Here is a 24,610-nt window from a genome sequence, read left to right as displayed (position 1 = left end):
CTGATATTCTTGGTGATTATGCTGTTTTAGACAATATCCGCCAAATCCGCTGCACCCACCATCATCGCCAGGCGCTGACGCCCCGTGCAGAAAAATCAATGGTGGGCATGATGGGTGTTTGGCTGTTCGTGGCATAGAAAAATGCCGAATTCGTAAAGGAATACACCTTGCCGGAAAAATTGATGGTGATGCGGTTTCCCTCACCACGGATAGTTGCATCAGCCCGATCCGCCGTCAAGATTGGCGCGCTTTGCCCCAGCACTTTGATAGGGTCCCCATCCAGGCTTCGGTTCAAATAGTAACGATACACATCCGTGTCGGTAGCCCCCGCATTCTGGTACTCGGTGATGTAGAGCCAAATATCGTCGGTCAACTGCTTTTTGCTATAGAGCTTATCGTCATAAGTATCGCGGGTGGCATACCAGTACCCCGTCAATCCGACGACAATAACCAACAAAATTGCCGTCAGCAGCCGATGAGCCCATTTAGTAACCATGCCGATTTGCATAATCAATTCCTTGCTTGATCCAATATTGATCCTGAGGGTCGTCACCATACGGCGGGCGTTGATACCAATGACTCCATTCTGACCGAGATGTTCCTGCCCGTGACTGAGCAAATCCGGCGCCCATCAATAAAATTTCTGCGGGAATTCCAGCCGCAGTACCGGTTGCACCATAATTGAAATTACCAAAGTTAGCCAATGCGCGATTTTGCTGTTTGTAATCCCAAGGGCCCCGATTTTTTACCTGCTGGTAGAACCAATAATAAGTACCTGGCAGCGCCATGTTGCGAGGTTGCCCCTGCCTGCGCGCCTCACGCAAGTTTCTGGCAAGAACAGTAAAACCGCCTGGCGGCAGTAATGGAACCACGGCCATAATCTCCTCCTTGAGAGCCGAATGTAATTTATGGTGCAGAAACCCAACGGCACTCTCTCAAGCGTTATGCCTATCGCTTCGTTTCACACACATTGCCGTCCTTGTCATTTCATTCATCCCTTCTCTCGCTTTATTACTCCGCACTGGCAATAACCTGCAAAATCTGTCCGTCGCTGATTTTCAGCGAGAAACTGCGCTGCCAGAAACGTTTGGAATCTGCATCCTGAGGATCTACGGTACTGATTGCCACGGTGTATGGCACATTGCTCTCAAATGCCTTGAACGAGTATGGGATACATTGGCCGGGCGTAATCGTCTCAACGGGCTTCGGTGGTAGAGTGGTCCTACGCCAGAGCTCATGCGTTTGGCTATCCAACCGTTGTTCAATAGCGATGCTGACCAGACTGACCCTGCCACTCTGTGTTGGGTAGGCTTGCGGTAAAGAGAAACAGAGATCATTTCCCCGCAGCGTAATATCCGCAGCGTAAAAACGTTGCTTTTCAAGCATACAGCCACTGAGCAACATCATCATGATGAGGGTATAGATTCTTCTCATTTCAGGTTTTTCCTGTCGGCAGGAGCATTAAGAAATCCTTTCAAAACATGCTCATAACGGCTTTTCAAGTCTGGACCTATAATACCTTGCATCAGTTTCACCTCAAACCACCGTTCTTTGCCATAACGAGAAAGGATGAAGTAATCTGCAAGAAGGCTGGCTTGTGCCTCCATACCATAATCAGCTAAGGAGTAGTAATCAGGCAGCGAGTATTTATAAGTTACCGCCCAGCTCATTATTCCCCGCAGCCGGACGTTCATCCCCATCTGATACTGCCATACGTGGGCCATTTCATGCATGAACCACCATAGGTAGCGCGTTGTTTCTGTGGAAAAATCTTCCCTGAAGTGTTTTTCAGGCCAATAAAGTTCACCATTAGGCGTAACGGCCGTTTCCTCATTCTGCAAACCAAACGGGAAATAGCTCGCGTTATGCACTTTAACAAGACTGTAGTCGATGGCATTTTTATAGAGAAAACGGGATAGCGTGATCTCGCCTAGCGTCAGCCTTCTGAACGAGCCTCTTGCTGTTATCATTATTCACTCCATGAATATAACTTATTGTATTTATTAGACTGTTTTTATTATCTCTTTTTACCCAAGCATTGGCCATCTATTATCCATTAAAAACAAAAAGCCCCCTAAGGGGCTTCTCAGTTGATAACGCGTGAGTCATAACTCAGATACTGGGCAGGAAGGTATGTGCTTTATACATAGCACCAGACCTCATTCGTTACAGCTGTTGTGATTGACTCGAGAACTATTTTTGCAGCAACTGCCCGGCGGCCTCCAGAATATGCTCGGCGGTCAGGCCATACTCCTGTTGCAAGAACGCTTGGGTGCCCACCTGGCCGTAACGCTCCTTCACCCCCACGCGCCGCATCGGCGTCGGGCACTCTTCCGCCAGCACCTCCGCCACCGCCGATCCCAGCCCGTTATGAATGCTGTGGTTTTCACAGGTGACGATGCGCCCGGTCTTGGCCGCGTAAGTTTTGATCAGTTCACGGTCGATAGGCTTGAGGGTGAACATATCGATCACCGCCGCGCTGACGCCCTGCTGCGCCAGCCTCTGCGCCGCCTTCAGCGCCTCCGCCACCATGATGCCGTTGGCGATCAGCGTAATGTCGTCGCCGTCGCGCAGCAGGTTGCCCTTGCCGATGGTAAAGCGCGAGCCCTCCTGATAGATGCGCGTCGCCTGCTTGCGAATGGTGCGCACCCAGTAGAAGCCGCGCAGATCCATCAGCTGGCGCAGAATGTCGGCGAACATGGTGGCGTCGGTCACCTCCAGCACCACCGAATGCGCCAGCCCGCGCACGATGCCCATGTCCTCGAACGACATGTGGGTGCCGCCGTTGTGGCAGGCGCTCACCCCGGCGTCGGAGGCGATCACCTTGACGTTGTTGCGCTGATAATCCAGCGACATGAACAGCTGATCGAAACAGCGGCGGCTGGCGAAGGCGGTAAAGGTATGCACGAACGGCACCCGGCCGGTGAGCGACAGCCCGGCGGCGACGCCGATCACATTGGCCTCCATGATGCCGCAGTTGATCACGTGCTGCGGGTGATCCTTGTGTACGCCGTCCATCGCCATCGAGCTCATCAGATCCGCCTCCAGCGCGATGATCGGCGCGCCCGCCTCAATCTGCCGCCGCACCGCGCCGGCGTAGACTTTGCGCATTTCGACGGCATCGTTTTCCAACTGCGTCACTACGTTAAACATGGGCGGCCTCCAGTTCGGCGATGGCTTTTTCGATTTCCTGCTGCACGTCCGGCGTCAGGCGCAGGTGGTGAGAGTTCGACAGGTTTTCCAGATAGGCCACGCCCTGCCCTTTGATGCTGTCGAGCACGATCGCCAGCGGCCGCTGTTCGCCGCCGCGCGCCGGCGCCACCGCCGCCAGCAGCGCCGCGATGTCGTCACCCTTGATGGTCTGCACCTCAAAGCCGAAGGCGCGGAACTTGGCGGCCAGATCGAACGGTTGGATCACCTCGTCCAGCGCGCCGTCCAGCTGTTGCTTGTTGTAATCGATGAACAGCGTCAGGTTGTTCAGATTGTGGTGGGCGATAAACTGGAACGCCTCCCAGCACTGCCCTTCGTTCAGTTCCCCGTCACCGAGGATGCTGAACACCCGATTGCGGTGCCCCGCCAGCCGATGGGACAACGCCATGCCGGCGGCGATCGACACGCCCTGCCCCAGCGAGCCGGTGGTGGCGTCCACGCCGCGCGTGCGCAGCCGGTCCGGATGGCTCGGCAGACGCGTGCCGTTCTGGTTGAGGGTCTTCAGCTCCGCCAGCGGGAAGTAGCCCTTGATCGCCAGCGTGCTGTACAGCGCCGGGCCGGCGTGTCCTTTCGACAGCACGAAGTCATCGCGCTCCGGCCAGTCCGGATCCGCCGGATCGATGCGCATCACGCTGCCATACAGCACCGCCAGCGTCTCCACCACCGACATGCAGCCGCCGTAGTGGCCGAAGCCCAGCCCGGTCAGCGCCTTCAGCGTTTCCAGGCGGATCGCACGCGCCAGGATATGCAGCTCTTCAATTTCCGTTTCGCTCGTTGTGTAGTTCATCAGTCTGCCCTCGTTATTTCTCGACGCGGTCAGCGGCCGGCGCGCCTTTGCGTTTTCCCAGGAAGTTATGCGCCACCAACAGCGCGAACACGGCGACGATCGCCAGCATGATCATCTCCTTCGACATAAAGCGCGCCATGTTGCCCAGCAGGATGCCGATCGCGCCAAAGTCGGCGTCGGAGAAGGTGGTGTTGGCAAAGCCCAACGCCCCCAGCACCGGCAGCAGCAATACCGGCAGGAAGGTGATCAGCAGCCCGTTGGCGAAGGCGCCCAGCATCGCGCCACGCCGCCCGCCGGTGGCGTTGCCGAACACCCCGGCGGTAGCGCCGGTGAAGAAGTGCGGCACCACGCCGGGCAGGATCAGCACCATCTTCAGCTGCCCCAGCAGGAACAGCCCGGCCAATCCGCCAAGGAAGCTGAACAGGAAGCCGATCAGCACCGCGTTGGGGGCATAGGGATAGACCACCGGGCAATCCAGCGCCGGCCGCGCGTTAGGCACCAGTTTTTCCGAGAAGCCGGTGAACGCCGGCACGATTTCCGCCAGAATCAGGCGCACACCCTGCAGGATGATGAACACCCCGGCGGCGAAGGTGATGGCCTGAATGATCGAATACACCAGGTAGTTCTGGCCGCCGCTGAGCTCGCTTTCCACATAGGCCCGCCCGGCGCAGATCGCCAGGATCAGGTAGATGACGATCATGGTCATCGAGATCGAAATGGAGCTGTCGCGCAGGAAGCTGAGGTTTTTCGGCAGGTTCATCTCTTCGGTCGAGCGCGAGTTTTTACCCACCTTCGAGCCGATCCAGCCGGACAGCACGTAGCCCAGGGTGCCGAAGTGGCCGAAGGCAATATCGTCGTTGCCGGTGATGCGGCGCATATAGCGCTGGGCGATCGCCGGGAAGAACGCCATCACCAGCCCCAGGGTCAGCGCGCCGGTAAACACCAGTTGCACGCCCTCGAAGCCCGCCACCGTCAGGATGATGCCGATCATGCAGGCCATGTAGAAAGTGTGGTGGCCGGTCAGGAAGATGTATTTCAGCCGGGTGAAGCGTGCCACCACGATATTCGCCACCATGCCGAACGCCATGATCAGCGCGGTGGAGGCGCCGTATTTCTCCAGCGCGATCGAGACAATGGCTTCGTTATTCGGAATGATGCCCTGAATATTGAACGCATGTTCGAACATGCCGCCCAGCGGATTGAGCGACCCAACCAATACCGTGGCGCCGCCGCCTAAAACGATAAAGCCGAGAATGGTTTTTACCGTGCCTTTCACCACGTCGGAAAACGATTTCTTTTGCGCCAGCAAACCGATCAGCGCAATAAGCCCGACCAGCACCGAAGGCACCTTTAATATATCCACCACAAACTTAAGCGTTTCCTGGATAAACATATCCACCTCGCCAATCGTTTTATTCAGATGATTGAGTGGGCTTCGAAGTAAGCGCGCAGCTTGGCTTCCAGCTCATTAATGTCGATGATGTTGCTGATCACCACCAGCTGCTCGGCCGGTACGCTGGCGCTGTCGGCGATGTCTTTCGCCATCACGAACACGTCGGCGGCGCCGGGGGTGGCGGACGACAGATCGGAGTGTTCGACCTCGGCCTCCACGCCCATCTTTTTCAGCACCTTTTTAATGTTCATTTCCACCATAAAACTGCTGCCGAGACCGGAACCGCAGATCGCCATGATTTTCATAATATCCACCTGTTGAATTTAGCGTGTAGGGTAGCGCCGCCGGTCATATTCCCGGCGTTGTTAGCATTGATGGTATTCCTGGTGATTAAGCGTTAATAGCGGGCGATAATATCCTCGATTTGCCGTTTATCTTTGGCGTGAAATAACGCCGCCATGGCCTGATTGTCTGAAAATAATTCCGCCAGTTGCGAAATCAATTCGATGTGGCTGTCGCCGTCGGGCGCCGAAAGCATCACCACCACCTGAACCGGATCGTTATCTGCGGAATGAAAATTCACCCCCTGATGGATCTTCAACAGCGATAATCCCAACGCGTTGGCACCCTCTTCGGGCCGGGCGTGCGGCATGGCAATGCCCGGTGCCAGGACGAAGTAAGGGCCGAGCTTCTCCTGCTGATCAAAGATGGCCGTCAGGTAATTCGGCGTAATCACGCCGTCTTGCAGCAGCGGCTGCGCGCTCAGCGTGACCGCCTGGCGCCAGTCCTCCACCCGTTCGCACAGCTGTATATGATCGGCGGTCAGCCACTCTTTCAGCACGTTACCCTCCTAAAGGTTGATGGTTTCGGCCGGTGATTAATTCACCGACGACGGTAAAACTTTAATCAACCCCTCCCGTCCACACAGTGATGGATATCACAAAGATAGCGCTACCAAAGCGCTATCATGCAGATCTGTGATAGCGCTATCAAAACGCCGCGGCGCGGCATGGGGTTAACCACAATTTTTTCTCGCTCTTTCGGGTAACGGGGTAGAATGTGCCGCATACGGGGATCGTCGAAGCCGCGCCGTCGGCTTCCCGCCCTCACCATTTTTATGCGCCGCGCGCGCATTTCAGTCGGGATTAGGCATGTCGATCGGTAAAAAACGACGCAGCACGGGCAGGGTGACGTTGGCTGACGTAGCGCAGCTGGCGGGCGTCGGCACCATGACGGTGTCGCGCGCGCTGCGCACGCCGGAGCAGGTTTCAGACAAACTGCGCGAGAAGATTGAAGCCGCGGTAAGCGAACTGGGGTATCTGCCCAACCTGGCCGCCAGCTCGCTGGCGTCGGCCTCGTCCTACACCATCGCCATGGTGGTGCCCAGCCTGTCCGAATCCGGCTGCGCCGAGATGTTCGCCGGCCTGCAGAAAGTGCTGCAGCCGGCCGGTTATCACATCATGCTGGCGGAATCGCAGCACCATCTGGAGCGCGAAGAGAAGCTGCTGGAGACCCTGCTTTCCTACAACCTGGCGGCGGCGGTGCTGCTTAGCGTCGAGCATTCGCAAAACGCCCGCAACGCGCTGATCGCCGCCAACATTCCGGTGGTGGAGATCGGCGCCGTACGCGCCGATCCGATCGACATGAGCATCGGCATCGACTACGTGGCGGCGATGTATCAGCTGACGCAAACGGTGATCGCCAGCGGCTATCAGAACATCGGGCTGCTGTGCGCCAACCAGGAACAGTGGATCTTCCAGCAGCACCTGCAGGGCTGGCACAAGGCGCTGCTGCGGAATCATATGTCGCCGCATCGGGTGATCAACGCCGCGCAGCCCGCCAGCTTCAGCACCGGCGCGCAGCAGCTGCCGGAATTCTTGCTGGCCTGGCCGGAGCTGGACGCGCTGGTGTGCGCCTCGGACGAACTGGCCGGCGGCGCGCTGTATGAATGCCAGCGGCGGCGCATCAAGGTGCCGGACAATCTGGCGGTGGTGGGGTTCGGCAACAGCGAGTTCAGCCGGGTGTGCCAGCCGCCGCTGACCACCATGACCATTCCGCATCGCGACATCGGCATTCAAGCCGGCCAGGCGCTGCTGGCGCGGCTGAACGAGCAGCCCTGGCAGCCGGCAGGCTCCCTGCCCGCCACGCTGTGCCGCCGCGACAGCTGCTGAATCCGCACCATAAAAAAAGCCGGTCGATGACCGGCTTTCTTACGCGTTGGCGTCTCAGTGATTGTCGAGCGGCTTGCCGTAATCCTGTTCGTTGTTGCGCGTCAGCCACAGCGACAGCGCCTTCAGCGAATCCGGAGTAAACTCGTCGCAGCGCGCGGTGATCTCTTCCGGCGTCAGCCAGCACACCTCGGCCACTTCTTCTTCCTGCAGCGCGAACGGGCCGTGCGATACGCAGCTGAACAGCGCGCCCCACACCCGGCACTGCTCTTCTTCGAAGTAGAACAGACCGTGTTCGGCGAAAGGCACGCCGGCGATGCCCAGCTCTTCTTCCGCCTCGCGGCGCGCCGAGTCCAGCACGTTTTCACCGCTTTGCACCACGCCGCCCGCCGTCGCGTCCAGCCAGCCCGGGTAGAAGTCTTTGATCTCGGTGCGACGCTGCACCAGAATTTTTCCCATCCCATCATGCACCACAATATAGGTAGCACGATGACGCAGCCGCTCCGCCCGCATCTGTTGACGACTGGATTGCGCAATCACCTCGTTTTGCTCGTCGACGATATCAACCCATTCGGTATCTGCAGCCTGACCCTGTTCCGCCATCCTCTAAAACCTTCTATTTTGGCGCGATGCATCCCGCGCGCTGGTTAATCAATGAGTGCTTTTCAAAGATTTTTATTGTGTGTGTATAAATTAGTGCGTTTAGCGTGTTAACGCCACCTCCGCGACGACCTTGCCGTCGTCGAGCGTCAGCACGCTCAAAGTGCCCCGATCCAACATGCCGTAGCTGGCCGGAAAGCCCCCTTTGGGGATGCTGACCGAGCCCGGATTGAAGCAATAGATCTCACCCTGCCGCTCCGCCTGCGGCAGATGCGTATGGCCGTAGGCCAGGACGTCACCGCGGGATAACGGCGGCAGTGCCGAGGGATGATAAAGGTGACCGTGGGTCAAAAACAATCGTCTTTTTTGCAGTAAAACCTGTTGCCAGGGCGCCTCGATGGGAAACGTCAGCAGCATCTGATCGACCTCGCTGTCGCAATTGCCGCGAACGGCGATGATCTTGTCGCTATAGCGATTCAATCGTTCGGCAACCTGAGCAGGCTGATACCCGGCCGGCAGCGCGTTGCGCGGGCCGTGATTCAGCAAATCACCCAGAAGAATCAGCCAGTCGGCGCCGTTTTGTTCAAACAATTCCAGCACGCGTTCGGTGGCCGGCAGCGAGCCGTGGATATCCGAGGCGAACATCAGCTTCATAACCTTGTCCTATAGAGGGAAATAAGCGCCATTTTACCGCGCCGGCGCCGTGCGGCAAACCGCCGCCCGCCCCGATGGAGAATTGTGATCCAGCCGCGCAGATAGCATCGGACGAATCCCACATAGCCTGCTATCCTTAGCTGCTATTGTTGGATCTCTGATATACCTTTGTGCGCGGCGAAGACCGCAGCAACGTGTAATGAATTACAGATCACCTTACCGCAGGAGGCAACATGATTGACCTGTATTACGCGCCTACTCCCAATGGTCACAAGATCACCTTGTTTTTGGAAGAGGTCGGCTTACCCTACCGTATCCATCGCGTAAACATCAGCGCCGGCGAGCAGTTCAAACCGGACTTTCTGAGCATTTCTCCCAACAACAAAATCCCGGCGATCGTCGATCAGCAACCGGTGGACGGCGGCGAGCCGATCAGCCTGTTCGAGTCCGGTGAAATCCTGCTGTATCTGGCGGAGAAGACCGGCAAACTGCTGAGCAAGGGCCTGCGCGAACGCGCCGCCACCCTGCAGTGGCTGTTCTGGCAGGTGGCCGGGTTCGGGCCGATGCTCGGGCAGAATCATCACTTCAACCACTACGCGCCGCAGCCGGTGCCTTACGCCATTGAGCGCTACCAGCTGGAAACCAAACGGCTGTATGGCGTGTTGGAAGCCGAACTGCAAAAACATCCATACCTGGGCGGCGACAACTACAGCATCGCCGATATCGCCACCTACCCGTGGGTGGTGTCGCATCCGCGCCAGCGCATCGATCTGGCAGATTACCCGGCGGTGCGCAACTGGTTCGAACGCATCAGCAACCGCCCGGCGACCGAGCGCGCCTATAAGCTGGCCGAACAGGGCTAAGTGCCTCCCCGACTCCCCGCCACCGGGGAGTCACATCGTCCCTGCGTTATCATTTCCCTACTTTCCGTGTATTCTGAACGCCAATAATCAGACCTATGGAGAATCTCTGATGTCTTTCAGTCAACCCGACGCCGTTATTCGCATTAAAAATCTGCGGCTGCGCACGTTCATCGGTATCAAGGAAGAGGAAATCAACAACCGACAGGACATCCTGATCAACGTGGTGATCCACTACCCGGCGGACAAGGCGCGCAACAGCGAAGACATCGCCGATGCGCTCAACTACCGCACCATCACCAAAGCGATCATCCGCCATGTGGAAGATAACCGTTTCGCGTTGCTGGAAAAATTAACGCAGGATGTGCTCGATATCGTAAAAGAACACGCCTGGGTGACCTATGCTGAAGTGGAGATAGATAAACTTCTGGCTCTGCGCTACGCCGATTCTGTCTCCATGACCATGAGCTATCGCAGGGACTAACTCAGGGAGGTCGACCATGCGGATCCTGATCACCGGCGCAACGGGATTGATCGGCAGCAGCCTGACGGCTAGGCTGCTGGCGCTTTCTCACCATATTACGGTACTGACGCGAGACGAACGGCGGGCCCGGGCCCGGCTCGGCGACCAGCCGAGCTATTGGCGCACGCTGGACGACCGGCAGTCGCTGGATGACTTCGATGCGGTGATCAATCTGGCGGGCGAACCTATCGCCGACAAGCGCTGGAGCGCACAGCAGAAGCAGCGGCTGTGTCATAGCCGCTGGGATCTGACCGAACGCTTGGCGCAGTTGATCAAGGCCGGCAGCACGCCGCCCGGCGTGCTGATTTCCGGTTCCGCCGTTGGCTACTACGGCGATCAGGGGCAGGCGGTGGTCACCGAAGAGGAGCCGCCGCACGACGAATTCACCCACCAGCTGTGCCAACGCTGGGAAGCGCTGGCGCTGCAGGCGCAGAGCGACGCCACCCGCGTCTGCCTGCTGCGCACCGGCGTGGTGCTGGCGCCGCAGGGCGGCGCGCTGGCCAAAATGCTGCCGCCGTTCCGCTTCGGGCTGGGCGGCCCGATCGGCGACGGCCGCCAATACCTGCCGTGGATCCATCTCGACGACATGGTCAACGGCATTATTTATCTGCTGGATCACGCCACGCTCACCGGCCCGTTCAACATGGTCGCTCCCTACCCGGTGCATAACGAGCAGTTCGCCGCCCAATTGGCCAACGTGCTCGATCGCCCGGCGTTTCTGCGGGTGCCGGCGTTCGTCATGCGTTTGTTGATGGGGGAAGCGGCGGTGCTGGTGCTCGGCGGCCAGCGGGCGGTGCCGAAGCGGCTGGAGGAGGCCGGCTTCCACTTCCGCTATCTGGAGCTGGAGCAGGCGCTGGATGACGTGATTAATCAGCGGGCCGAAGCCCGCTGATCTGACGTTACTTCAACGCGCCGGACAGGAACTGCTGCAGGCGCGGGCTTTTGGGGTTACCGAACAGCTCGGCCGGTGGCCCCTGTTCTTCAATCAACCCTTTATGCAGGAAGATCACGTGGTTGGAAACGTGGCGCGCAAACTCCATTTCGTGCGTCACCACCACCATGGTTTTCCCCTCCTCCGCCAGCTTCTGCATGATGCGCAGCACCTCGCCCACCAGCTCGGGATCCAGCGCCGACGTCGGTTCGTCGAACAGCAGCACTTCCGGCTCCATCGCCAACGCGCGGGCGATAGAGACGCGCTGCTGCTGGCCGCCCGACAGGTGCACCGGGTATTTGCCGCGCGCCCGCTCATCGATGCCCACCTTATCCAGATAACGCACCGCGCGCTCGTGCGCGTCGGCCTTGCTCAGCCCCAGCACCTGCACCGGCGCCTCCATCACGTTCTCCAGCACCGTCATGTGGCTCCACAGGTTGAAATGCTGGAACACCATGGTCAGGCGGGTGCGCAGCAGCTGCAGCTGCTTCTTGTCGAACACCTTCAGCTGGCCGTCTTTGTCGCGCACCATGCGGATGTCTTCGTTGTTCAGGCTGATCGAGCCCTCGCTCGGCTTCTCGAGGAAGTTGATGCAGCGCAGAAAGGTGCTTTTGCCGGAGCCGGAGGAGCCGATGATGCTGATCACATCCCCGGCGTTGGCCGCCAGCGAGACGCCCTTCAGCACTTCGTGGTCGCCATAGCGTTTGTGCAGTTCCGTGACGGCTAATTTATTCTCAGACATGGTTTTTCTTCCCGTCATTTATCATTGACTAACGTGTGCCATCCAGCGTTTTTCAGCCTTGCGGAACAGGCTGATTAACACGTAGGAGATGATCAGGTACAGCACCGCCGCGATGCCGAAAGCGTAAAACGGCTGATAGGTCGCGGCGTTGATGTCGCGCGCAATCTTCAGCAGATCCGGCACGGTGGCGGTAAACGCCAGCGCGGTGGAGTGCAGCATCAGGATCACTTCGTTGCTGTAGGCCGGCAGCGCGGTGCGCAGCGCCGAAGGCAAAATGATGCAGCGATACATCTTGAAGCGCGAGAAACCGTAGGCGTTGGCGGCCTCGATCTCACCGTGCGGCACCGAGCGGATCGCCCCGGCGAAGATCTCGGTGGTATAGGCGCAGGTGTTGAGCGTCAGCGCCAGGATGGTGCAGTTGAGCCCGCTGCGGAAAAACGCATTGAGAAACTCGCTGCCGCGCACGATCTCGAGGCTGTACATGCCGGAGTAGAACACCAGCAGCTGCACGTACAGCGGCGTGCCGCGAAACACGTAGGTATAGAGCCACACCGGGAAACGCACCCAGCGGATGGAAGAGACGCGCGCCACCGCCATCGGGATCGCCAGCAGCCCGCCCATCACCACCGAAGCGATCAGCAGCCACAGCGTTACCGCCACGCCGGTGAAACGGTAGCCGTCGCTCCACAGCAGCGACTGCCAATACTGTTGCAAAATCTCGATCATAGCTCGGCCCTCTTGACGCCCAGTGAGTAACGCCGTTCAAGCCACAGCAGCACGCCGTTGGAAACGGTCGTGAAGATCAGGTACACCACGCCGGCCACGATGGCGAAGAAGAACGGCTGATAGGTGCCTTTCCCCGCCAGCTGCGTGGCTTTCACCACGTCGTTCAGGCCGAGGATCGACACCAGCGCCGTCGCCTTCAGGATCACCTGCCAGTTGTTGCCGATGCCCGGCAAGGCGAAACGCATCATCGCCGGGAACAGAATGCGCCGGAAGATCTGCGCGCCGCTGAAGCCGTAGGCCGTCGCCGCTTCGATCTGCCCTTTCGGCACCGCCAGATAAGCGCCGCGGAAGGTCTCGGTAAAATAAGCACCGTAGATAAAACCGAGGGTAATGATGCCGGCGCCGAGCGGATCGATATCGATCTGCGAGAAGCCCAGCAGCGTAGTGATATTGTTCAGCGCGATTTGCAGACCGTAAAAGATCAGCAGCATCAGCACCAGATCGGGCACGCCGCGGATCAGCGTGGTGTAAGCGCCGAACAGGCCGGAAATAAGGGGGTTGTGGGAGAGTTTGCCGCCGGCGCCGATCAACCCGATCACCACCGCCAACAATACGGAACTGAGGGCCAACTCCAGCGTCACCAGAGCCCCCTCGAAAATCAGTTGGGAATAGCCTTGCAGCATCTACTTCACCCTGTGGTCTAGGATCCGAACCATCGGGGCCGGCACACCGGCCCCGCAGTCACAGCATGGAACGGTTAGCGGATTACCCGCCGTAGACGTCAAAGTCGAAGTACTTTTTCGCGTATTTATCGTAGGTGCCATCTTTGCGCATTTCGGCGAAGGCTTTGTCCAGCGCCGCTTTCAGCTCGGTATCGGCTTTGCGCAGCCCCATGCCGGTGCCGACGCCGAAGAATTTGTCATCCTTCACCGATTCGCCGGCGAACGCGTAGTCTTTGCCCGGCGGCTGTTTCAGGAAGCCGTCGCTGCCCGCCACTTCATCCTGGAAGGCGGCGTCGATGCGCCCGGACGCCAGATCGGCGTAGACCAGATCCTGGTTCTGGTAAGGCACCACGGTGACGCCCTTCGGCTGCCACATGGCGTTGGCGTAGGCTTCCTGGGTGGTGCCCTGCAGCACGCCCACGCTCTTGCCTTTCAGGGCGTCCACGGTAGGCAACAGCTTGGAGCCCTTCGGCGCGATCAGACGCGCGTTGGCGGCATACAGCTTGTCGGTAAAGGCGATTTCCTGCTGGCGTTTTTCAGTGATGGACAGCGAAGAGATGATGGCGTCGATTTTCTTCGCCTTGAGGGATGGGATCAGCGCGTCAAAGTCGCTCTCCACGAAGGTGCATTGGGTATTTATGCGTTTGCACAGCTCTTTGGCCAAATCGATATCGAAGCCGACCAGCTCGCCTTTGGCGTTTTTGGATTCAAACGGCGCATAAGTCGGATCGGTGCCGATCTTCAATGTCGATGGGATAGCGGCGAATGCGCTGTTTGCGGCCGCCAAAGCCAAGACTAAAGGAAGAACCTTAACCAGCTTTTTCATAAATTACCCTCAAATTGATTTTTTTGATGCCACTACGGGCATTACTTTTCCCCACCAAATCAATTTGCAGTAATCGTGCCACATTAGGTGCTACGGGCGGAGGGAACGGCTCCGGCCTTCACAATACTGTTTCCTGGGACGATAACCGCAAAATTAAATCGGCCGCTCGGGGCCGCGCCACTGGCAGCCGCGACAAGGCGGCGCCATGAAACAGTGAACGTGATGAAGTAGGATCATTATGGTGCATGCGCCGCCCTAATTCAGTGCGGTGTTGCACAAATGTACCAATTTGGGGATTAAAATGTTAACTAACGCCCTGCCAACGGGTGAACAGATCGGCCGGCAGTTCGATATCAAACTGATCGATCACCCGATTGACGGTCTGATCGATGATGTCTTCCACGCTTTTCGGCTGGTGGTAAAACGCCGGCACCGGCGGCATGATCACCGCCCCCATCTCCGCCGCCTGGGTCATCAACCGCAGGTGACCCAAATGCAGCGGCGTTTCCCGCACGCACAGCACCAAACGGCGGCGCTCTTTGAGCACCACGTCGGCGGCGCGAGTCAGCAGCCCGTCGCTGTAACTGTTGACGATGCCGGACAGCGTTTTGACTGAGCATGGCAGGATCGCCATGCCCAGGGTTTTGAAGGAGCCGGAGGAGATGCCGGCGGCGATGTCGCGCGCATCGTGCACCACGTCGGCCAGCGCCTGCACTTCCCGCAGGCTGTACGGCGTTTCCAGCGCCAGCGTCTGTCTTGCCGCGTTGCTCATCACCAGATGGGTTTCCACCTCTGCGACGTCGCGCAAAACCTGTAACAGGCGCACGCCGTAGATAGCGCCGCTGGCGCCGGAAATGCCGATGATGAGTCGTTTCATGGAAAATGGCCTCTGCCGTAAAAAGTAAGATCAGGCAGACTTTGCCGCAATGGCGAGGGATAAGCAAGTCAGAGGAGCAAGGCGCACCGCCGCAGACGCGGCGATGCACCCTGATGGATCAACGCAGGCGGTTAGCCTTCGTTATGCAGTTCCAGATTTTCCGCTTCGGTTTGCACCCGCAGCGCCTTGGCGTCGTCGTTGCGCAGCGACTCCAGGTATTCCAGATAGCTTTGATCGACGTCTTTGGTCACGTAGATGCCGTTGAACACCGAGCATTCGAACTGGGTGATGTCCGGGTTCTCTTCGCGCACCGCTTCGATCAGATCGTCCAGATCCTGGAAGATCAGCCCATCGGCGCCGATGATTTGGCGGATTTCATCCACTTCGCGCCCGTGGGCGATCAGTTCGTTGGCGCTCGGCATGTCGATGCCGTAAACGTTCGGGAAACGCACTTCCGGCGCGGCGGAAGCCAGGTACACCCGCTTGGCGCCCGCTTCGCGCGCCATTTCGACGATCTGTTCCGACGTGGTGCCGCGCACGATGGAGTCATCCACCAGCAGCACGTTCTTGTCGCGGAACTCGGCGCGATTGGCGTTCAGCTTGCGGCGCACCGACTGACGACGCGCCTGCTGGCCCGGCATGATGAAGGTGCGGCCGACGTAGCGGTTCTTCACAAAGCCCTGGCGGTAGGGCTTCTCGAGAATGCGCGCGATCTCCAGCGCGATGTCGCAGGAGGTTTCCGGAATCGGGATCACCACGTCGATGTCCAGATCTTCCCACTCGCGGGCAATCTTCTCGCCCAGCTTCTGGCCCATGCGCACGCGGGCGCTGTAGACCGAGATCTTGTCCATAAAGGAGTCCGGGCGCGCGAAATAAACGTATTCGAACAGGCACGGGTTGGTTTTCGGATTCTCTGCGCACTGGCGGGTGAACAGCTGGCCCTTGGTGGTGATATACACCGCTTCGCCCGGCGCCACGTCGCGCAGGAACTCAAAGCCCAGGGTATCCAGCGCCACGCTTTCGGAAGCCACCATGTACTCGCTGCGGCCATCCTCCAGCGTGCGCTTGCCGATCACCAACGGGCGAATGCCGTTCGGATCGCGGAACGCCAGCAGACCGTGGCCGATGATCATCGCCACGCAGGCGTAAGCGCCGCGCAGTTGCTGATGCATGGCGGCGACCGCGGTAAAGATGTTGTCGGCCTCCAGCGGGTAGTGCGGGAAACGGTCCAGCTCGCTGGCCAGCACGTTCAGCAGGATTTCCGAGTCGGAGGTGGTGTTGACATGGCGGCGGCCGCTTTCGAACAGCTTTTGGCGCAGCTCATGGGCGTTGGTCAGGTTACCGTTGTGGGCCAGCGTAATGCCGAACGGCGAGTTGACGTAGAAAGGCTGGGCCTCAGAGGCGCTCGAGCTGCCGGCCGTCGGGTAACGCACATGGCCAATGCCCATGTTGCCCTGCAAGCGTTGCATATGGCGCGCCTCAAACACATCCTTCACCAGGCCGTTGGCTTTGCGCAAACGGAACCCGTTGTGGGCGTCAATGGTGACGATGCCTGCGGCATCCTGGCCACGGTGCTGAAGCACCGTCAGCGCATCATAAATCGACTGGTTTACCGGCATGAAACCGGCGATACCGACAATACCGCACATGTTGTCTTTTCCTCATCAGCGCTACCGCCCCGGCAATTGGGTCGGCAAGAAACTCGACGTGCTCTGCAGGTAGTCAAAGAACCACCTGATGACGTAACTGAACTGGGGAATGAGCTGCGACTGTTTCCAGTCGGCACTCTGTGAAAAGCCGGTAAAGGTATCCAGGAAGAACAGGATCGCCGCGACGATCAATACTCCGCGCAGCGCGCCGAAGCAGATGCCCAGCACCCGGTCGGTGCCCGACAACCCGGTTTTCTCTACCAGTGAGCTAATCACATAGTTAACAATAGCCCCTACGATCAAGGTCGCGATGAACAAAATCGCGATCGCGATGCCGTTTCGCACCAGTTCATCTTCAAAACGAGTGAAATAGACCGCAAGGTAAGAGTAGAAATGGCTGGCAACAAAAAACGCACATCCCCATGTCACAAGTGACAATGCTTCGCGAACAAACCCTCGGATCAGGCTCACCAGAGCCGAAAATCCAATTACCGCTATAATGACGTAATCAATCCAGACCATGAACTATTCCAATGATGAATCGCCCCTGCATCCAATTCGCGGCGAATTCTAACAGAAAAAGAAAACGTTTGCGTAGGGGATTTCCTACCACGTTACAAATAAAAAGCGGCGATCAAAAAATTCTCAATCGCCGCGCCTACATAGGTGATTTCGCCTGTAAAAGGCGCGGTTTTTCTCGCTTTCTCTCCACCACTCCTTCATTCAGGGGCGCATCGTGCTGCGCCCCTGCGGGGTTTAACGGCCGTACGGCTTCACCTGCCCGCTCAGCCCGCTGATCGAGTTCAGCGACGGCAACGCCGCCTGCAGCTTCTGCCTGGAGGCGTCCGGGCCGACGTAGATGCGGGTTATCTGCCCCTGCACCGGCGTTGACGGCACGGTGAAGGCGCGGTAGCCCGAGAGGCGCAGCGAGGCGACAATCTCGTTCGCCTTGGCGGCGTTCTTCAGCGCCCCGAGCTGCACGACATAGGCTTGCCCTGCCGGCGCTTTTTCTTCCGCCGGTTTCGGCTGCGGCGCCGGCTCAGGTTTCGGCGTCGGCTCAGGTTTCGGCGTCGGCTTCACTTCCACCGGCTTCGGTTGCGGTGCCGGTTTCGTTTTCACTTCCACCGGTTTGGTTTCCACCGGTTTCGGCTTGGGCTGCGGCACCGGCTGAGGACGCGTCTCGACCGGCGGCGGCGCCACCTGCGTCGGCTGCTGAGCGCTCTGCCGCACCGCCTGTTGCGCCGCCGCTTCATTGGCCGCCTGCTGCTCGACCAGCGCGCCCGCCCCTTCCGGCGGCTGCGCCGGCAGCGGTTGCGTCACCGGCGGCAGCACGTCGTTCTCTTCGACATCGCCCGGTTTCGGCACCAACGGAATGGCCGCAAATTCATCCTCGTAATGCTTCTTTTTGCCGTCCAGCAACCCTGGCAGGATGATCACCCCCAGCGCCACCAGAATCACGGTTCCGACCAGTCGGTTCTGAAATTTACTCGCCACTCACACTCCCCGCATCTCGTCTAACGCCGCCATCACCTGCGCCACGGTGTGGAACGATCCACAGACGATCACAATATCCTGTTTATCAGCATCCTGCATAGCCTGCCGCCAGGCAGTTTCGACATCATTAAAGCGGCGCGGTTCCTTCAGATGTTGCGCCAGCTGTTCGACGCTGGCGCCGCGCGGCCCGTCGAGCGGCGCGCAGTACCATTCATCCACCTGCTCGCTCAGGCAGGCCAGCGTGCCGGCGATATCCTTGTCCGACAGCATGCCCACCACCGCGCGCACCTTGCCGCCGTCGCGCGGCAGTTTGGCCAGACGCCCGGCCAGATAGCCGGCGGCGTGCGGGTTGTGCGCCACGTCGAGGATCAGCGTCGGCTCCCGCCGCACGATCTGGAAACGCCCCGGCAGCGTCGCCTGCTGCAGCCCGGTGAAGATCGCGCGTTCGTCGATTTCCAGCGGGGAGCAGTTCAGCGCCGCCAGCGCGGTAGCGGCGTTGGCCAGCGGCACGTTCGGCGTCGGCAGATCGGTCAGCAGCGTGTCGCCGCCCTGCCACTGCCAGCGATCGCCCTGCTCGCTGAAGCTCCAGGCTTCGCCGCGGCGATACAGCGGCGCGCCCAGCGTTTCGGCAACCTGACGAATGCTGTCCGGCATGTCGGGTTCGCCCACCACCGCCGGCTTGCCGCTGCGGAAAATGCCGGCCTTCTCGCGGCCGATGCTTTCGCGATCGTTGCCCAGCCAGTCGGTGTGATCGAGCGCGATGCTGGTGATCACCGCCACGCTCGGATCGACGATGTTGGTGGCGTCGAGACGCCCGCCCAGGCCCACTTCCAGGATCACCACGTCGAGCCGCGCCTGTTTGAACAGCTGCAGCGCCGACAGGGTGCCGAATTCGAAATAGGTCAGCGACGTTTCGCCGCGGCCGGCCTCAATGGCGGCGAACGAGCGGCTGTGCTCCGCTTCGCTCAGCTCTTCCCCCTGAATGCGCACGCGTTCGGTATAGCGCACCAGATGCGGCGAACTGTAGACGCCGACGCGCAGGCCGGCGGCCAGCAGAATGGCTTCGAGGGTGCGACAGGTGGTGCCTTTGCCGTTGGTGCCGGCAACGGTGAACACCGTGGGGGCGGGGGTCAGTAAATCCAGATGCGCCGCGACGCGCTGTACGCGCTCAAGGCCGAGTTCGATCGCCTGGCTGTGCAGACGTTCCAGATAATAAAGCCACGAGCTCAATGGCGACGTGGCTTGAGGAATTTGGTGGTTTTGCATGAGTCCCATCACTGAACTTGGGTTCATTAATCCATCAGGGCACCACCCTCACCGCGGTAAAGGCGATGCGCTTCGTGACTGCCGCCAGCCTGCAAACCGCAGCGAGATAGGCCACGGCCGGCAGGGAACGGGCATCAGCCGTCACTTAGCCACAAAGTGGCGGCTGAACCCGGGCGGGATCTGTCTTAGCCTCAGGCGTCGGCCTGCGGCTCCGGCTCAATGACCGGCGCGGCCTCATCGAAATGCGGCTGCGGCTGGTTGGTCAGCTTGGACAGAATGCTCGCCAACGTTTGGCGCATTTCCGGACGGCGAACGATCATGTCGATCGCGCCTTTTTCGATCAGGAACTCGCTGCGCTGGAAGCCCGGTGGCAGTTTCTCGCGCACGGTCTGCTCGATGACGCGCGGGCCGGCAAAGCCGATCAGCGCTTTCGGCTCGGCGATGTTGATGTCGCCCAGCATCGCCAGGCTGGCGGAAACGCCGCCCATGGTCGGGTCGGTCAGCACGGAAATGTACGGCAAACCGCGCTCCTGCATCTTGGCCAACGCCGCGCTGGTTTTCGCCATCTGCATCAGCGACATCAGCGCTTCCTGCATGCGCGCGCCGCCGCTGGCGGAGAAGCACACCAGCGGACAGTTGTCCTCCAGCGCCTGCTCAACCGCACGCACGAAACGCGCGCCGACCACGGAAGACATCGAGCCGCCGATGAAGGCGAATTCGAAGGAGGCGGCGACGATCGGCATGCCGTACAGCGTGCCCTTCATCACCACCAGCGCGTCTTTCTCGCCGGTCGCTTTCTGTGCGGCGACCAGGCGATCTTTATAGCGCTTGGAATCCTTGAATTTCAGAACGTCCTTCGGCTCCAGATCGCTGCCCAGCTCCACTTCGCTGCCTTCGTCCAGCAGGGTATGCAGACGCGCGCGCGCGCCCATACGCATGTGGTGGTCGCACTTCGGACACACTTCCAGATTACGCTCCAGCTCGGCGCGGTAGAGAACCTGGCCGCAGCTGTCGCATTTGGTCCAGACCCCTTCAGGAATGCTCGCCTTACGGGTTTGTGTGATATTGCTCTTGTTAAGAATTCGTTCAATCCAGCTCATCGATGACCTTTCTGTTTGAACCTGGCACACGCCAGTCCGCTGTTCATGCTTTAACAATCCCCCTGAAAACACCCCAATGAAAAAATGCCCGTTCGCGGCGCGGCAAGCGCGGCGACTGAGGCATCGGCTTCAGGGTTGTTCGCAGGAACAGACCATAATGTCGCTCATTAAACCATATCGGCCCGACGCTGTGGACAAAAAACTGGTCGAACCGACAGGTTAAGCGATGTTTTTACTGTTTTTGCTGGCGGGCGGCCGCGCGCTTGTGGCGCCAAATTTCAATCACGCCCGGCAGAATCGAAACGATGATGATCCCGACGATCAACAGTTTCAGGTTCTCCTGCACCACCGGCAGATCGCCGAACAGGTAGCCAGCATAAGTGAAGAGCAGCACCCAAACCAGTGCGCCAATCACGTTGTAGGCGGCGAAGTGGCGATAGGACATATGCCCCATACCGGCGACGAACGGCGCAAAAGTACGCACGATCGGCACAAATCGTGCCAGAATAATCGTTTTTCCACCGTGCTTCTCATAGAACTGGTGCGTTTTGTCCAGGTAGCTGCGGCGGAAAATTTTCGAATTCGGGTTGCTGAACAACTTCTCGCCGAACAACCGCCCGATAGTGTAGTTCACCGCATCGCCGAGGATCGCCGCCACCACCATCAACGCCACCATGGTGTGCACGTTCAGATCGTTGGTCGGCAACGCCGCCAGCGCGCCGGCGACAAACAGCAAAGAATCCCCCGGCAGGAACGGCGTCACCACCAGACCGGTTTCGCAAAACAGGATCAGGAACAGAATAGCGTAGACCCACATGCCGTATTGTGCGACCAGTTCGGCCAGGTGCACATCAATATGCAGAATGAAATCAATAATAAACTTGATGATGTCCATAAATTTTCTCATTGATACCGGGTATTTCAATCACCCGGCAGAAGCACAAGGGAGCGACGCGTTCAGGCGTGCCGGCGTTTAATCGTCGGGCAAAAACAGCGGCCCCATCGGCGGCCGCGGTAGACCAAAGTGGTCGGGATAATCCACGGCAACCAGATACAGCCCCTCGGCTCGCGCCGTCGCCGCCGCCAGATTGCGATCCTTCAACGCCAACAATTCGGCCATCCAGTTCTCATCCTGATTGCCGCAGCCGATCTCCATCAGGCTGCCGACGATGTTGCGAACCATGTGATGCACAAAGGCATTCGCCTTGATATCTACCACAATATATTCGCCGTAGCGCGTAACCTTAACGTGTTTTACGCAGCGCCACGGGGTGCGCGACTGGCACTGCACCGCGCGAAACGAAGTGAAGTCGTTCTCGCCCAGCAGCGCCTGCGCCGCCCGGTGCATGCGATCGGCGTCCAGCGGGTGATAAAAGTGCGTCACCCCCTGTTGCAGCACCGCCGGCCGGTAGCGATGGTTGAAAATAATGTAGCGGTAGCGGCGCGCGGTGGCGCTGAAGCGCGCATGGAAATCGTCGGCGACGGGGCTCACCCAGCGCACCGCGATGTCCGGCGGCAGATGGGTGTTCACCCCCATCGTCCAGGCGGCGTCCTTGCGGCGCGCGGTGGTTTCGAAATGCACCACCTGCCCGGTGGCGTGCACTCCGGCGTCGGTGCGCCCGGCGCACAGCACGCTAATCGGCGCATCCGCCACCTTGCTCAACGCCTGCTCCAGGCGTTGCTGCACGCTGGCCACTTCTTGCTGCCGCTGCCAGCCGTAGTACCGGCTGCCGTCATATTCGATGCCCAGCGCGATCTTCAGCGTCGGCTGAGCGGGCGAGACCACCTCAGACATCAGTACATCTGCTCCTGCACCAAACGCTCGGCGGTTTCGACAGCCATCAACGCGCCGCCGAAGCGCACATTGTCCGCCACCGTCCAGAACTGCAGCAGTTCGGGGATGCCGTAATCGTTACGCAGACAACCGATGCTGAGCGCATCGCTGCCGGAGGCGTCGGTGACCTGAGTCGGGTAATCGTCCTCTTCGCTCAGCTGAATGTCCTCGACCTCTTCCAGCTCGCTGCGCGCCTCTTCGGCGGACAGCGGGCGCAGCGCTTCCAGATGCACCACCTGCGCATGGCCGTAAAACACCGGCGACTGAACGCAGCTCACCGAAATCGGCAGCCCTTCATCCTGCAGCACCTTGCGCACCTGATCGACGATCAGGCGTTCTTCGCGCACGCTGCCCTGCTCGTCGGCAATCAGCGGCAACAGGTTGAACGCCAGCTGCTTGCCGAAAACGCCTTCCTCCGCCGGGATGCCGTTCAGCAGGCGCGCGCTCTGGCCGGCCAAGTCGTCCACCGCCGCCTTGCCGCGCGACGATACCGACATCAGCGTGGTGACGTGCAGGCGCGAAAGCCCCGCCTGTTCGGTCAGCGGCTTGATCGCCGTCAGCAGCTGGCTGACCATGCTATCGGCCACCGCCACAATATTGCGGTTGCGGTAATCCGCCAGCACCTGCGGGTTAACGCCCGGCACCACCAGCGGCACATCCGGCTCCATGGCGAACAGGCCGCTGGTGTCGATCACCAGGCAGCCCATGTTGCCGGCTTCTTCGGCATAGCGCGCGGAAGCTTCGCTGCCGGCGACGAAGAAGGCCAGCTGCGCCTGCGACCAGTCGAACTCTTCGGCGTTTTGCACCAAAAGAGACTTGCCGTTGAAGCGCACATTGGCGCCCGCGCTGCGTTCGCTTGCCAGAGGATAGAGCTCACCCACCGGGAACTGGCGTTCCTGCAACAATTCCAGCAACGCTTCACCTACCGCGCCAGTGGCGCCGAGCAGCGCGATATTCCAGCCGTCAGACATCGGGTTTTCTCCAGAGTATTTCATTCATAAAAGCAGACGGGCAGTGCAGCCACCGCCCGATAATCTTTGCCGCTCACTGTAGCGGCGTTGGCTTAAGACAACCTTACGCGCTATGCCACGCTGAAGCCCAGCTTGCCGAGCAGCTCGGCGCTGGCGCTGTCATCGCATTGCACGGCCAGCGAAGACCACTCGCGGCGCTCCTGGTAGTGCTTGCGCAGGCGATCGAATTCGCCCGGTTGCCCGGCGACTTTGCGCAGCGGCGCATCATCGCGGCGCACATCATACACCAAGTGCATCAATCGTTTTAACCGCGCTTCATCCAGCGTCCCGTTGAGGCGGATCTGGCTGAACTCCGGCACCGGCAGCAGCGAGGCCAGCGCCACCTGCTGCGGCTGCCCCAGATGGCGGCTGAACGCCTCGAACACCTGGGTGGTGCCGCGCGCCTTGCCTTCCAGCGTATACCCGGCGATGTGCGCAGTGCCGATATCCACCCGCGCCAGCAACGGCAAGGAGAGATCCGGCTCCGGTTCCCACACGTCCAGCACCGTGCTCAGCTTTTTGCCTTTTTCCAGCGCCTGCAGCAGCGCGGCGTTGTCCACCACCGGCCCGCGGCAGGCGTTGATCAGAATGCGGTTGTCCGGCAGCGCTGCCAGCAGCTCTGCGTCCGCCAGATGCAGCGAATGGTATGGGCCGGATTTATTCAGCGGCGTATGGAAGGTCAGCACGTCGGCCTCGGCCACCAGCTTCTCCAACGGCCAGAATTCCCCGGCGTCGCCGCGATCGGCGCGCGGCGGATCGCACAGCAGCGTGCGCACGCCCAGCGCCTTGAGGCGCGCGTCCAGGCGCGAACCGACGTTGCCCACGCCGACGATGCCGACGGTTTTATCCCGCAGGTGGAAGCCGTCGCGCTCGGCCAGCAGCATCAAGGCTGAGAACACATACTCAACCACCGCGATGGCGTTGCAGCCCGGCGCGGCGGAAAAGCCGATGCCCTGCCGTTGCAGCCAGGCGTCATCGACGTGATCGGTGCCGGCGGTGGCGGTGCCGACAAAGCCGATGCGGCAGCCGGCCAGCAAGGCTTCATTGACCTTGGTGACCGAACGCACCATCAGCGCATCGGCATCCGCCAGCGCCTCGCGCGGGATCGGGCGGCCCGGCACCGCCTGCACGTCGCCCAGGCGGCTGAACAGCTCGGCCGCGTACGGCATATTTTCATCAACCAGAATTTTCACTGCGTTCTCCGACGGTTTACGGCTATTTGTCTGCGAAATAGTGTG

29 protein-coding genes are annotated in these 24,610 nt (G+C 59.7%); 4 read left to right on the top strand and 25 right to left on the bottom strand.

Annotated features, from left to right (window positions below; translation table 11 throughout):
• Positions 1 to 61: 61 nt before the first annotated feature.
• From ACJ8HB_RS05810 to ACJ8HB_RS05770, 9 genes are all read right to left on the bottom strand, one after another.
• Positions 62 to 508: a hypothetical protein gene (locus tag ACJ8HB_RS05810; RefSeq protein ID WP_047571758.1), complete on the bottom strand. Its 447-nt coding sequence runs from the start codon at positions 506 to 508 to the stop codon at positions 62 to 64.
• The gene (locus ACJ8HB_RS05805; RefSeq protein WP_072008404.1) at positions 486 to 878 is read right to left on the bottom strand and encodes a polymorphic toxin type 44 domain-containing protein; all 393 of its coding nucleotides are present in this window, start codon (positions 876 to 878) and stop codon (positions 486 to 488) included. The genes ACJ8HB_RS05810 and ACJ8HB_RS05805 overlap by 23 nt, the downstream gene beginning before the upstream one ends.
• A 133-nt stretch (positions 879 to 1,011) precedes the next feature.
• Positions 1,012 to 1,434, bottom strand: coding sequence for a putative T6SS immunity periplasmic lipoprotein (locus tag ACJ8HB_RS05800; RefSeq protein WP_041036067.1), 423 nt, complete (start codon positions 1,432 to 1,434; stop codon positions 1,012 to 1,014).
• A complete protein-coding gene (locus tag ACJ8HB_RS05795; protein ID WP_033635334.1) occupies positions 1,431 to 1,970 on the bottom strand; it encodes a hypothetical protein in 540 nt (179 codons plus the stop codon). Before ACJ8HB_RS05795 ends, ACJ8HB_RS05800 begins: the two co-directional genes overlap by 4 nt.
• A gap of 223 nt (positions 1,971 to 2,193) precedes the next feature.
• A complete protein-coding gene (locus ACJ8HB_RS05790) occupies positions 2,194 to 3,153 on the bottom strand; it encodes a transketolase family protein (protein ID WP_033635335.1) in 960 nt (319 codons plus the stop codon).
• A complete protein-coding gene (locus ACJ8HB_RS05785) occupies positions 3,146 to 3,997 on the bottom strand; it encodes a transketolase (RefSeq protein ID WP_047571200.1) in 852 nt (283 codons plus the stop codon). Before ACJ8HB_RS05785 ends, ACJ8HB_RS05790 begins: the two co-directional genes overlap by 8 nt.
• A 13-nt stretch (positions 3,998 to 4,010) precedes the next feature.
• Positions 4,011 to 5,390, bottom strand: coding sequence for a PTS ascorbate transporter subunit IIC (locus ACJ8HB_RS05780; RefSeq protein ID WP_004936074.1), 1,380 nt, complete (start codon positions 5,388 to 5,390; stop codon positions 4,011 to 4,013).
• 23 nt (positions 5,391 to 5,413) lie between these two features.
• Positions 5,414 to 5,695, bottom strand: a complete 282-nt coding sequence (locus ACJ8HB_RS05775) for a PTS sugar transporter subunit IIB (protein WP_025303676.1) — start codon at positions 5,693 to 5,695, stop codon at positions 5,414 to 5,416.
• Positions 5,696 to 5,787: 92 nt separating this feature from the next.
• Positions 5,788 to 6,231: a PTS sugar transporter subunit IIA gene (locus tag ACJ8HB_RS05770; RefSeq protein WP_047571198.1), complete on the bottom strand. Its 444-nt coding sequence runs from the start codon at positions 6,229 to 6,231 to the stop codon at positions 5,788 to 5,790.
• 310 nt (positions 6,232 to 6,541) lie between these two features.
• Between ACJ8HB_RS05770 and ACJ8HB_RS05765 the strand changes: the two genes are divergently transcribed.
• Positions 6,542 to 7,561, top strand: a complete 1,020-nt coding sequence (locus ACJ8HB_RS05765) for a LacI family DNA-binding transcriptional regulator (protein WP_004936083.1) — start codon at positions 6,542 to 6,544, stop codon at positions 7,559 to 7,561.
• 54 nt (positions 7,562 to 7,615) lie between these two features.
• On the opposite strand, the gene yfcD is transcribed toward ACJ8HB_RS05765, so the two are convergent.
• Both yfcD and yfcE read right to left on the bottom strand, forming a co-directional pair.
• Positions 7,616 to 8,161 (bottom strand): NUDIX hydrolase YfcD, encoded by a 546-nt coding sequence (gene yfcD, locus ACJ8HB_RS05760; RefSeq protein WP_004936086.1) that lies wholly within the window; start codon positions 8,159 to 8,161, stop codon positions 7,616 to 7,618.
• A gap of 99 nt (positions 8,162 to 8,260) precedes the next feature.
• On the bottom strand, positions 8,261 to 8,812 hold the full coding sequence (gene yfcE, locus ACJ8HB_RS05755) for a phosphodiesterase (RefSeq protein ID WP_047571196.1): 552 nt from the start codon (positions 8,810 to 8,812) through the stop codon (positions 8,261 to 8,263).
• A 233-nt stretch (positions 8,813 to 9,045) separates the two neighbouring features.
• On the opposite strand from yfcE, the gene yfcG reads away from it, so the two are divergent.
• From yfcG to ACJ8HB_RS05740, 3 genes are all read left to right on the top strand, one after another.
• On the top strand, positions 9,046 to 9,675 hold the full coding sequence (gene yfcG / locus ACJ8HB_RS05750) for a GSH-dependent disulfide bond oxidoreductase (protein ID WP_033653754.1): 630 nt from the start codon (positions 9,046 to 9,048) through the stop codon (positions 9,673 to 9,675).
• Positions 9,676 to 9,784: 109 nt separating this feature from the next.
• Positions 9,785 to 10,156, top strand: coding sequence for a dihydroneopterin triphosphate 2'-epimerase (gene folX / locus ACJ8HB_RS05745; protein WP_033635340.1), 372 nt, complete (start codon positions 9,785 to 9,787; stop codon positions 10,154 to 10,156).
• Positions 10,157 to 10,172: 16 nt separating this feature from the next.
• A complete protein-coding gene (locus tag ACJ8HB_RS05740) occupies positions 10,173 to 11,087 on the top strand; it encodes a TIGR01777 family oxidoreductase (RefSeq protein ID WP_033648057.1) in 915 nt (304 codons plus the stop codon).
• A 7-nt stretch (positions 11,088 to 11,094) separates the two neighbouring features.
• Here ACJ8HB_RS05740 and hisP read toward each other — a convergent pair whose 3' ends face one another.
• The 14 genes from hisP to pdxB all read right to left on the bottom strand — a co-directional run bounded on the left by hisP (position 11,095) and on the right by pdxB (position 24,565).
• Complete coding sequence (gene hisP, locus ACJ8HB_RS05735) at positions 11,095 to 11,868, bottom strand: histidine ABC transporter ATP-binding protein HisP (protein ID WP_004936098.1); 774 nt, start codon at positions 11,866 to 11,868, stop codon at positions 11,095 to 11,097.
• 21 nt (positions 11,869 to 11,889) lie between these two features.
• Positions 11,890 to 12,594, bottom strand: coding sequence for an ABC transporter permease (locus tag ACJ8HB_RS05730; RefSeq protein ID WP_047571193.1), 705 nt, complete (start codon positions 12,592 to 12,594; stop codon positions 11,890 to 11,892).
• A complete protein-coding gene (locus ACJ8HB_RS05725) occupies positions 12,591 to 13,277 on the bottom strand; it encodes a histidine ABC transporter permease HisQ (RefSeq protein WP_033635345.1) in 687 nt (228 codons plus the stop codon). The genes ACJ8HB_RS05730 and ACJ8HB_RS05725 overlap by 4 nt, the downstream gene beginning before the upstream one ends.
• Before the next feature lie 82 nt (positions 13,278 to 13,359).
• Positions 13,360 to 14,142, bottom strand: coding sequence for a histidine ABC transporter substrate-binding protein HisJ (hisJ, locus tag ACJ8HB_RS05720; RefSeq protein ID WP_033635346.1), 783 nt, complete (start codon positions 14,140 to 14,142; stop codon positions 13,360 to 13,362).
• Positions 14,143 to 14,446: 304 nt separating this feature from the next.
• Positions 14,447 to 15,019: a UbiX family flavin prenyltransferase gene (locus ACJ8HB_RS05715; RefSeq protein WP_033635347.1), complete on the bottom strand. Its 573-nt coding sequence runs from the start codon at positions 15,017 to 15,019 to the stop codon at positions 14,447 to 14,449.
• A gap of 131 nt (positions 15,020 to 15,150) precedes the next feature.
• Positions 15,151 to 16,668, bottom strand: a complete 1,518-nt coding sequence (gene purF, locus ACJ8HB_RS05710) for an amidophosphoribosyltransferase (RefSeq protein ID WP_033653751.1) — start codon at positions 16,666 to 16,668, stop codon at positions 15,151 to 15,153.
• A gap of 21 nt (positions 16,669 to 16,689) precedes the next feature.
• Entirely contained in the window at positions 16,690 to 17,190 is a 501-nt protein-coding gene (gene cvpA, locus ACJ8HB_RS05705) for a colicin V production protein (RefSeq protein ID WP_004936119.1), read from the bottom strand.
• A 234-nt stretch (positions 17,191 to 17,424) separates the two neighbouring features.
• The gene (gene dedD, locus ACJ8HB_RS05700; RefSeq protein ID WP_047571191.1) at positions 17,425 to 18,162 is read right to left on the bottom strand and encodes a cell division protein DedD; all 738 of its coding nucleotides are present in this window, start codon (positions 18,160 to 18,162) and stop codon (positions 17,425 to 17,427) included.
• Entirely contained in the window at positions 18,163 to 19,428 is a 1,266-nt protein-coding gene (gene folC / locus ACJ8HB_RS05695) for a bifunctional tetrahydrofolate synthase/dihydrofolate synthase (RefSeq protein WP_047571189.1), read from the bottom strand.
• Positions 19,429 to 19,619: 191 nt separating this feature from the next.
• Entirely contained in the window at positions 19,620 to 20,528 is a 909-nt protein-coding gene (gene accD / locus ACJ8HB_RS05690; RefSeq protein WP_025303691.1) for an acetyl-CoA carboxylase, carboxyltransferase subunit beta, read from the bottom strand.
• A gap of 232 nt (positions 20,529 to 20,760) precedes the next feature.
• Positions 20,761 to 21,423 carry a DedA family protein gene (locus ACJ8HB_RS05685; protein WP_019453745.1) on the bottom strand — a complete coding sequence of 221 codons (663 nt, stop codon included), beginning with the start codon at positions 21,421 to 21,423 and terminating at the stop codon, positions 20,761 to 20,763.
• A gap of 78 nt (positions 21,424 to 21,501) precedes the next feature.
• Positions 21,502 to 22,323 (bottom strand): tRNA pseudouridine(38-40) synthase TruA, encoded by an 822-nt coding sequence (gene truA / locus ACJ8HB_RS05680; RefSeq protein WP_033635351.1) that lies wholly within the window; start codon positions 22,321 to 22,323, stop codon positions 21,502 to 21,504.
• Positions 22,323 to 23,333 (bottom strand): aspartate-semialdehyde dehydrogenase, encoded by a 1,011-nt coding sequence (locus ACJ8HB_RS05675; protein WP_047571186.1) that lies wholly within the window; start codon positions 23,331 to 23,333, stop codon positions 22,323 to 22,325. The genes truA and ACJ8HB_RS05675 overlap by 1 nt, the downstream gene beginning before the upstream one ends.
• A gap of 110 nt (positions 23,334 to 23,443) precedes the next feature.
• Entirely contained in the window at positions 23,444 to 24,565 is a 1,122-nt protein-coding gene (pdxB, locus tag ACJ8HB_RS05670; protein ID WP_047571184.1) for a 4-phosphoerythronate dehydrogenase PdxB, read from the bottom strand.
• Positions 24,566 to 24,610: the final 45 nt, after the last annotated feature.

The sequence above is a fragment of the Serratia sp. CY27727 genome, assembly GCF_052169275.1.
Classification (GTDB): domain Bacteria; phylum Pseudomonadota; class Gammaproteobacteria; order Enterobacterales; family Enterobacteriaceae; genus Serratia; species Serratia sarumanii.
This window is presented reverse-complemented; position numbering and strand designations above follow the sequence as displayed.

What these genes read in the sequence shown, in the direction of transcription:
- ACJ8HB_RS05805 (WP_072008404.1), bottom strand. Translation starts at nt 878, where the DNA reads ATGGCCGTGGTTCCATTACTGCCGCCAGGCGGTTTTACTGTTCTTGCC.
- ACJ8HB_RS05685 (WP_019453745.1), bottom strand. Translation starts at nt 21,423, where the DNA reads ATGGACATCATCAAGTTTATTATTGATTTCATTCTGCATATTGATGTG.
- ACJ8HB_RS05740 (WP_033648057.1), top strand. Translation starts at nt 10,173, where the DNA reads ATGCGGATCCTGATCACCGGCGCAACGGGATTGATCGGCAGCAGCCTG.
- ACJ8HB_RS05715 (WP_033635347.1), bottom strand. Translation starts at nt 15,019, where the DNA reads ATGAAACGACTCATCATCGGCATTTCCGGCGCCAGCGGCGCTATCTAC.
- ACJ8HB_RS05785 (WP_047571200.1), bottom strand. Translation starts at nt 3,997, where the DNA reads ATGAACTACACAACGAGCGAAACGGAAATTGAAGAGCTGCATATCCTG.
- accD (WP_025303691.1), bottom strand. Translation starts at nt 20,528, where the DNA reads ATGAGCTGGATTGAACGAATTCTTAACAAGAGCAATATCACACAAACC.
- yfcG (WP_033653754.1), top strand. Translation starts at nt 9,046, where the DNA reads ATGATTGACCTGTATTACGCGCCTACTCCCAATGGTCACAAGATCACC.
- folC (WP_047571189.1), bottom strand. Translation starts at nt 19,428, where the DNA reads ATGCAAAACCACCAAATTCCTCAAGCCACGTCGCCATTGAGCTCGTGG.
- hisJ (WP_033635346.1), bottom strand. Translation starts at nt 14,142, where the DNA reads ATGAAAAAGCTGGTTAAGGTTCTTCCTTTAGTCTTGGCTTTGGCGGCC.
- ACJ8HB_RS05780 (WP_004936074.1), bottom strand. Translation starts at nt 5,390, where the DNA reads ATGTTTATCCAGGAAACGCTTAAGTTTGTGGTGGATATATTAAAGGTG.
- ACJ8HB_RS05790 (WP_033635335.1), bottom strand. Translation starts at nt 3,153, where the DNA reads ATGTTTAACGTAGTGACGCAGTTGGAAAACGATGCCGTCGAAATGCGC.
- yfcE (WP_047571196.1), bottom strand. Translation starts at nt 8,812, where the DNA reads ATGAAGCTGATGTTCGCCTCGGATATCCACGGCTCGCTGCCGGCCACC.
- truA (WP_033635351.1), bottom strand. Translation starts at nt 22,323, where the DNA reads ATGTCTGAGGTGGTCTCGCCCGCTCAGCCGACGCTGAAGATCGCGCTG.
- purF (WP_033653751.1), bottom strand. Translation starts at nt 16,668, where the DNA reads ATGTGCGGTATTGTCGGTATCGCCGGTTTCATGCCGGTAAACCAGTCG.
- ACJ8HB_RS05800 (WP_041036067.1), bottom strand. Translation starts at nt 1,434, where the DNA reads ATGAGAAGAATCTATACCCTCATCATGATGATGTTGCTCAGTGGCTGT.
- cvpA (WP_004936119.1), bottom strand. Translation starts at nt 17,190, where the DNA reads ATGGTCTGGATTGATTACGTCATTATAGCGGTAATTGGATTTTCGGCT.
- ACJ8HB_RS05795 (WP_033635334.1), bottom strand. Translation starts at nt 1,970, where the DNA reads ATGATAACAGCAAGAGGCTCGTTCAGAAGGCTGACGCTAGGCGAGATC.
- ACJ8HB_RS05675 (WP_047571186.1), bottom strand. Translation starts at nt 23,333, where the DNA reads ATGTCTGACGGCTGGAATATCGCGCTGCTCGGCGCCACTGGCGCGGTA.
- ACJ8HB_RS05730 (WP_047571193.1), bottom strand. Translation starts at nt 12,594, where the DNA reads ATGATCGAGATTTTGCAACAGTATTGGCAGTCGCTGCTGTGGAGCGAC.
- ACJ8HB_RS05810 (WP_047571758.1), bottom strand. Translation starts at nt 508, where the DNA reads ATGCAAATCGGCATGGTTACTAAATGGGCTCATCGGCTGCTGACGGCA.
- ACJ8HB_RS05725 (WP_033635345.1), bottom strand. Translation starts at nt 13,277, where the DNA reads ATGCTGCAAGGCTATTCCCAACTGATTTTCGAGGGGGCTCTGGTGACG.
- ACJ8HB_RS05765 (WP_004936083.1), top strand. Translation starts at nt 6,542, where the DNA reads ATGTCGATCGGTAAAAAACGACGCAGCACGGGCAGGGTGACGTTGGCT.
- ACJ8HB_RS05775 (WP_025303676.1), bottom strand. Translation starts at nt 5,695, where the DNA reads ATGAAAATCATGGCGATCTGCGGTTCCGGTCTCGGCAGCAGTTTTATG.
- yfcD (WP_004936086.1), bottom strand. Translation starts at nt 8,161, where the DNA reads ATGGCGGAACAGGGTCAGGCTGCAGATACCGAATGGGTTGATATCGTC.
- hisP (WP_004936098.1), bottom strand. Translation starts at nt 11,868, where the DNA reads ATGTCTGAGAATAAATTAGCCGTCACGGAACTGCACAAACGCTATGGC.
- folX (WP_033635340.1), top strand. Translation starts at nt 9,785, where the DNA reads ATGTCTTTCAGTCAACCCGACGCCGTTATTCGCATTAAAAATCTGCGG.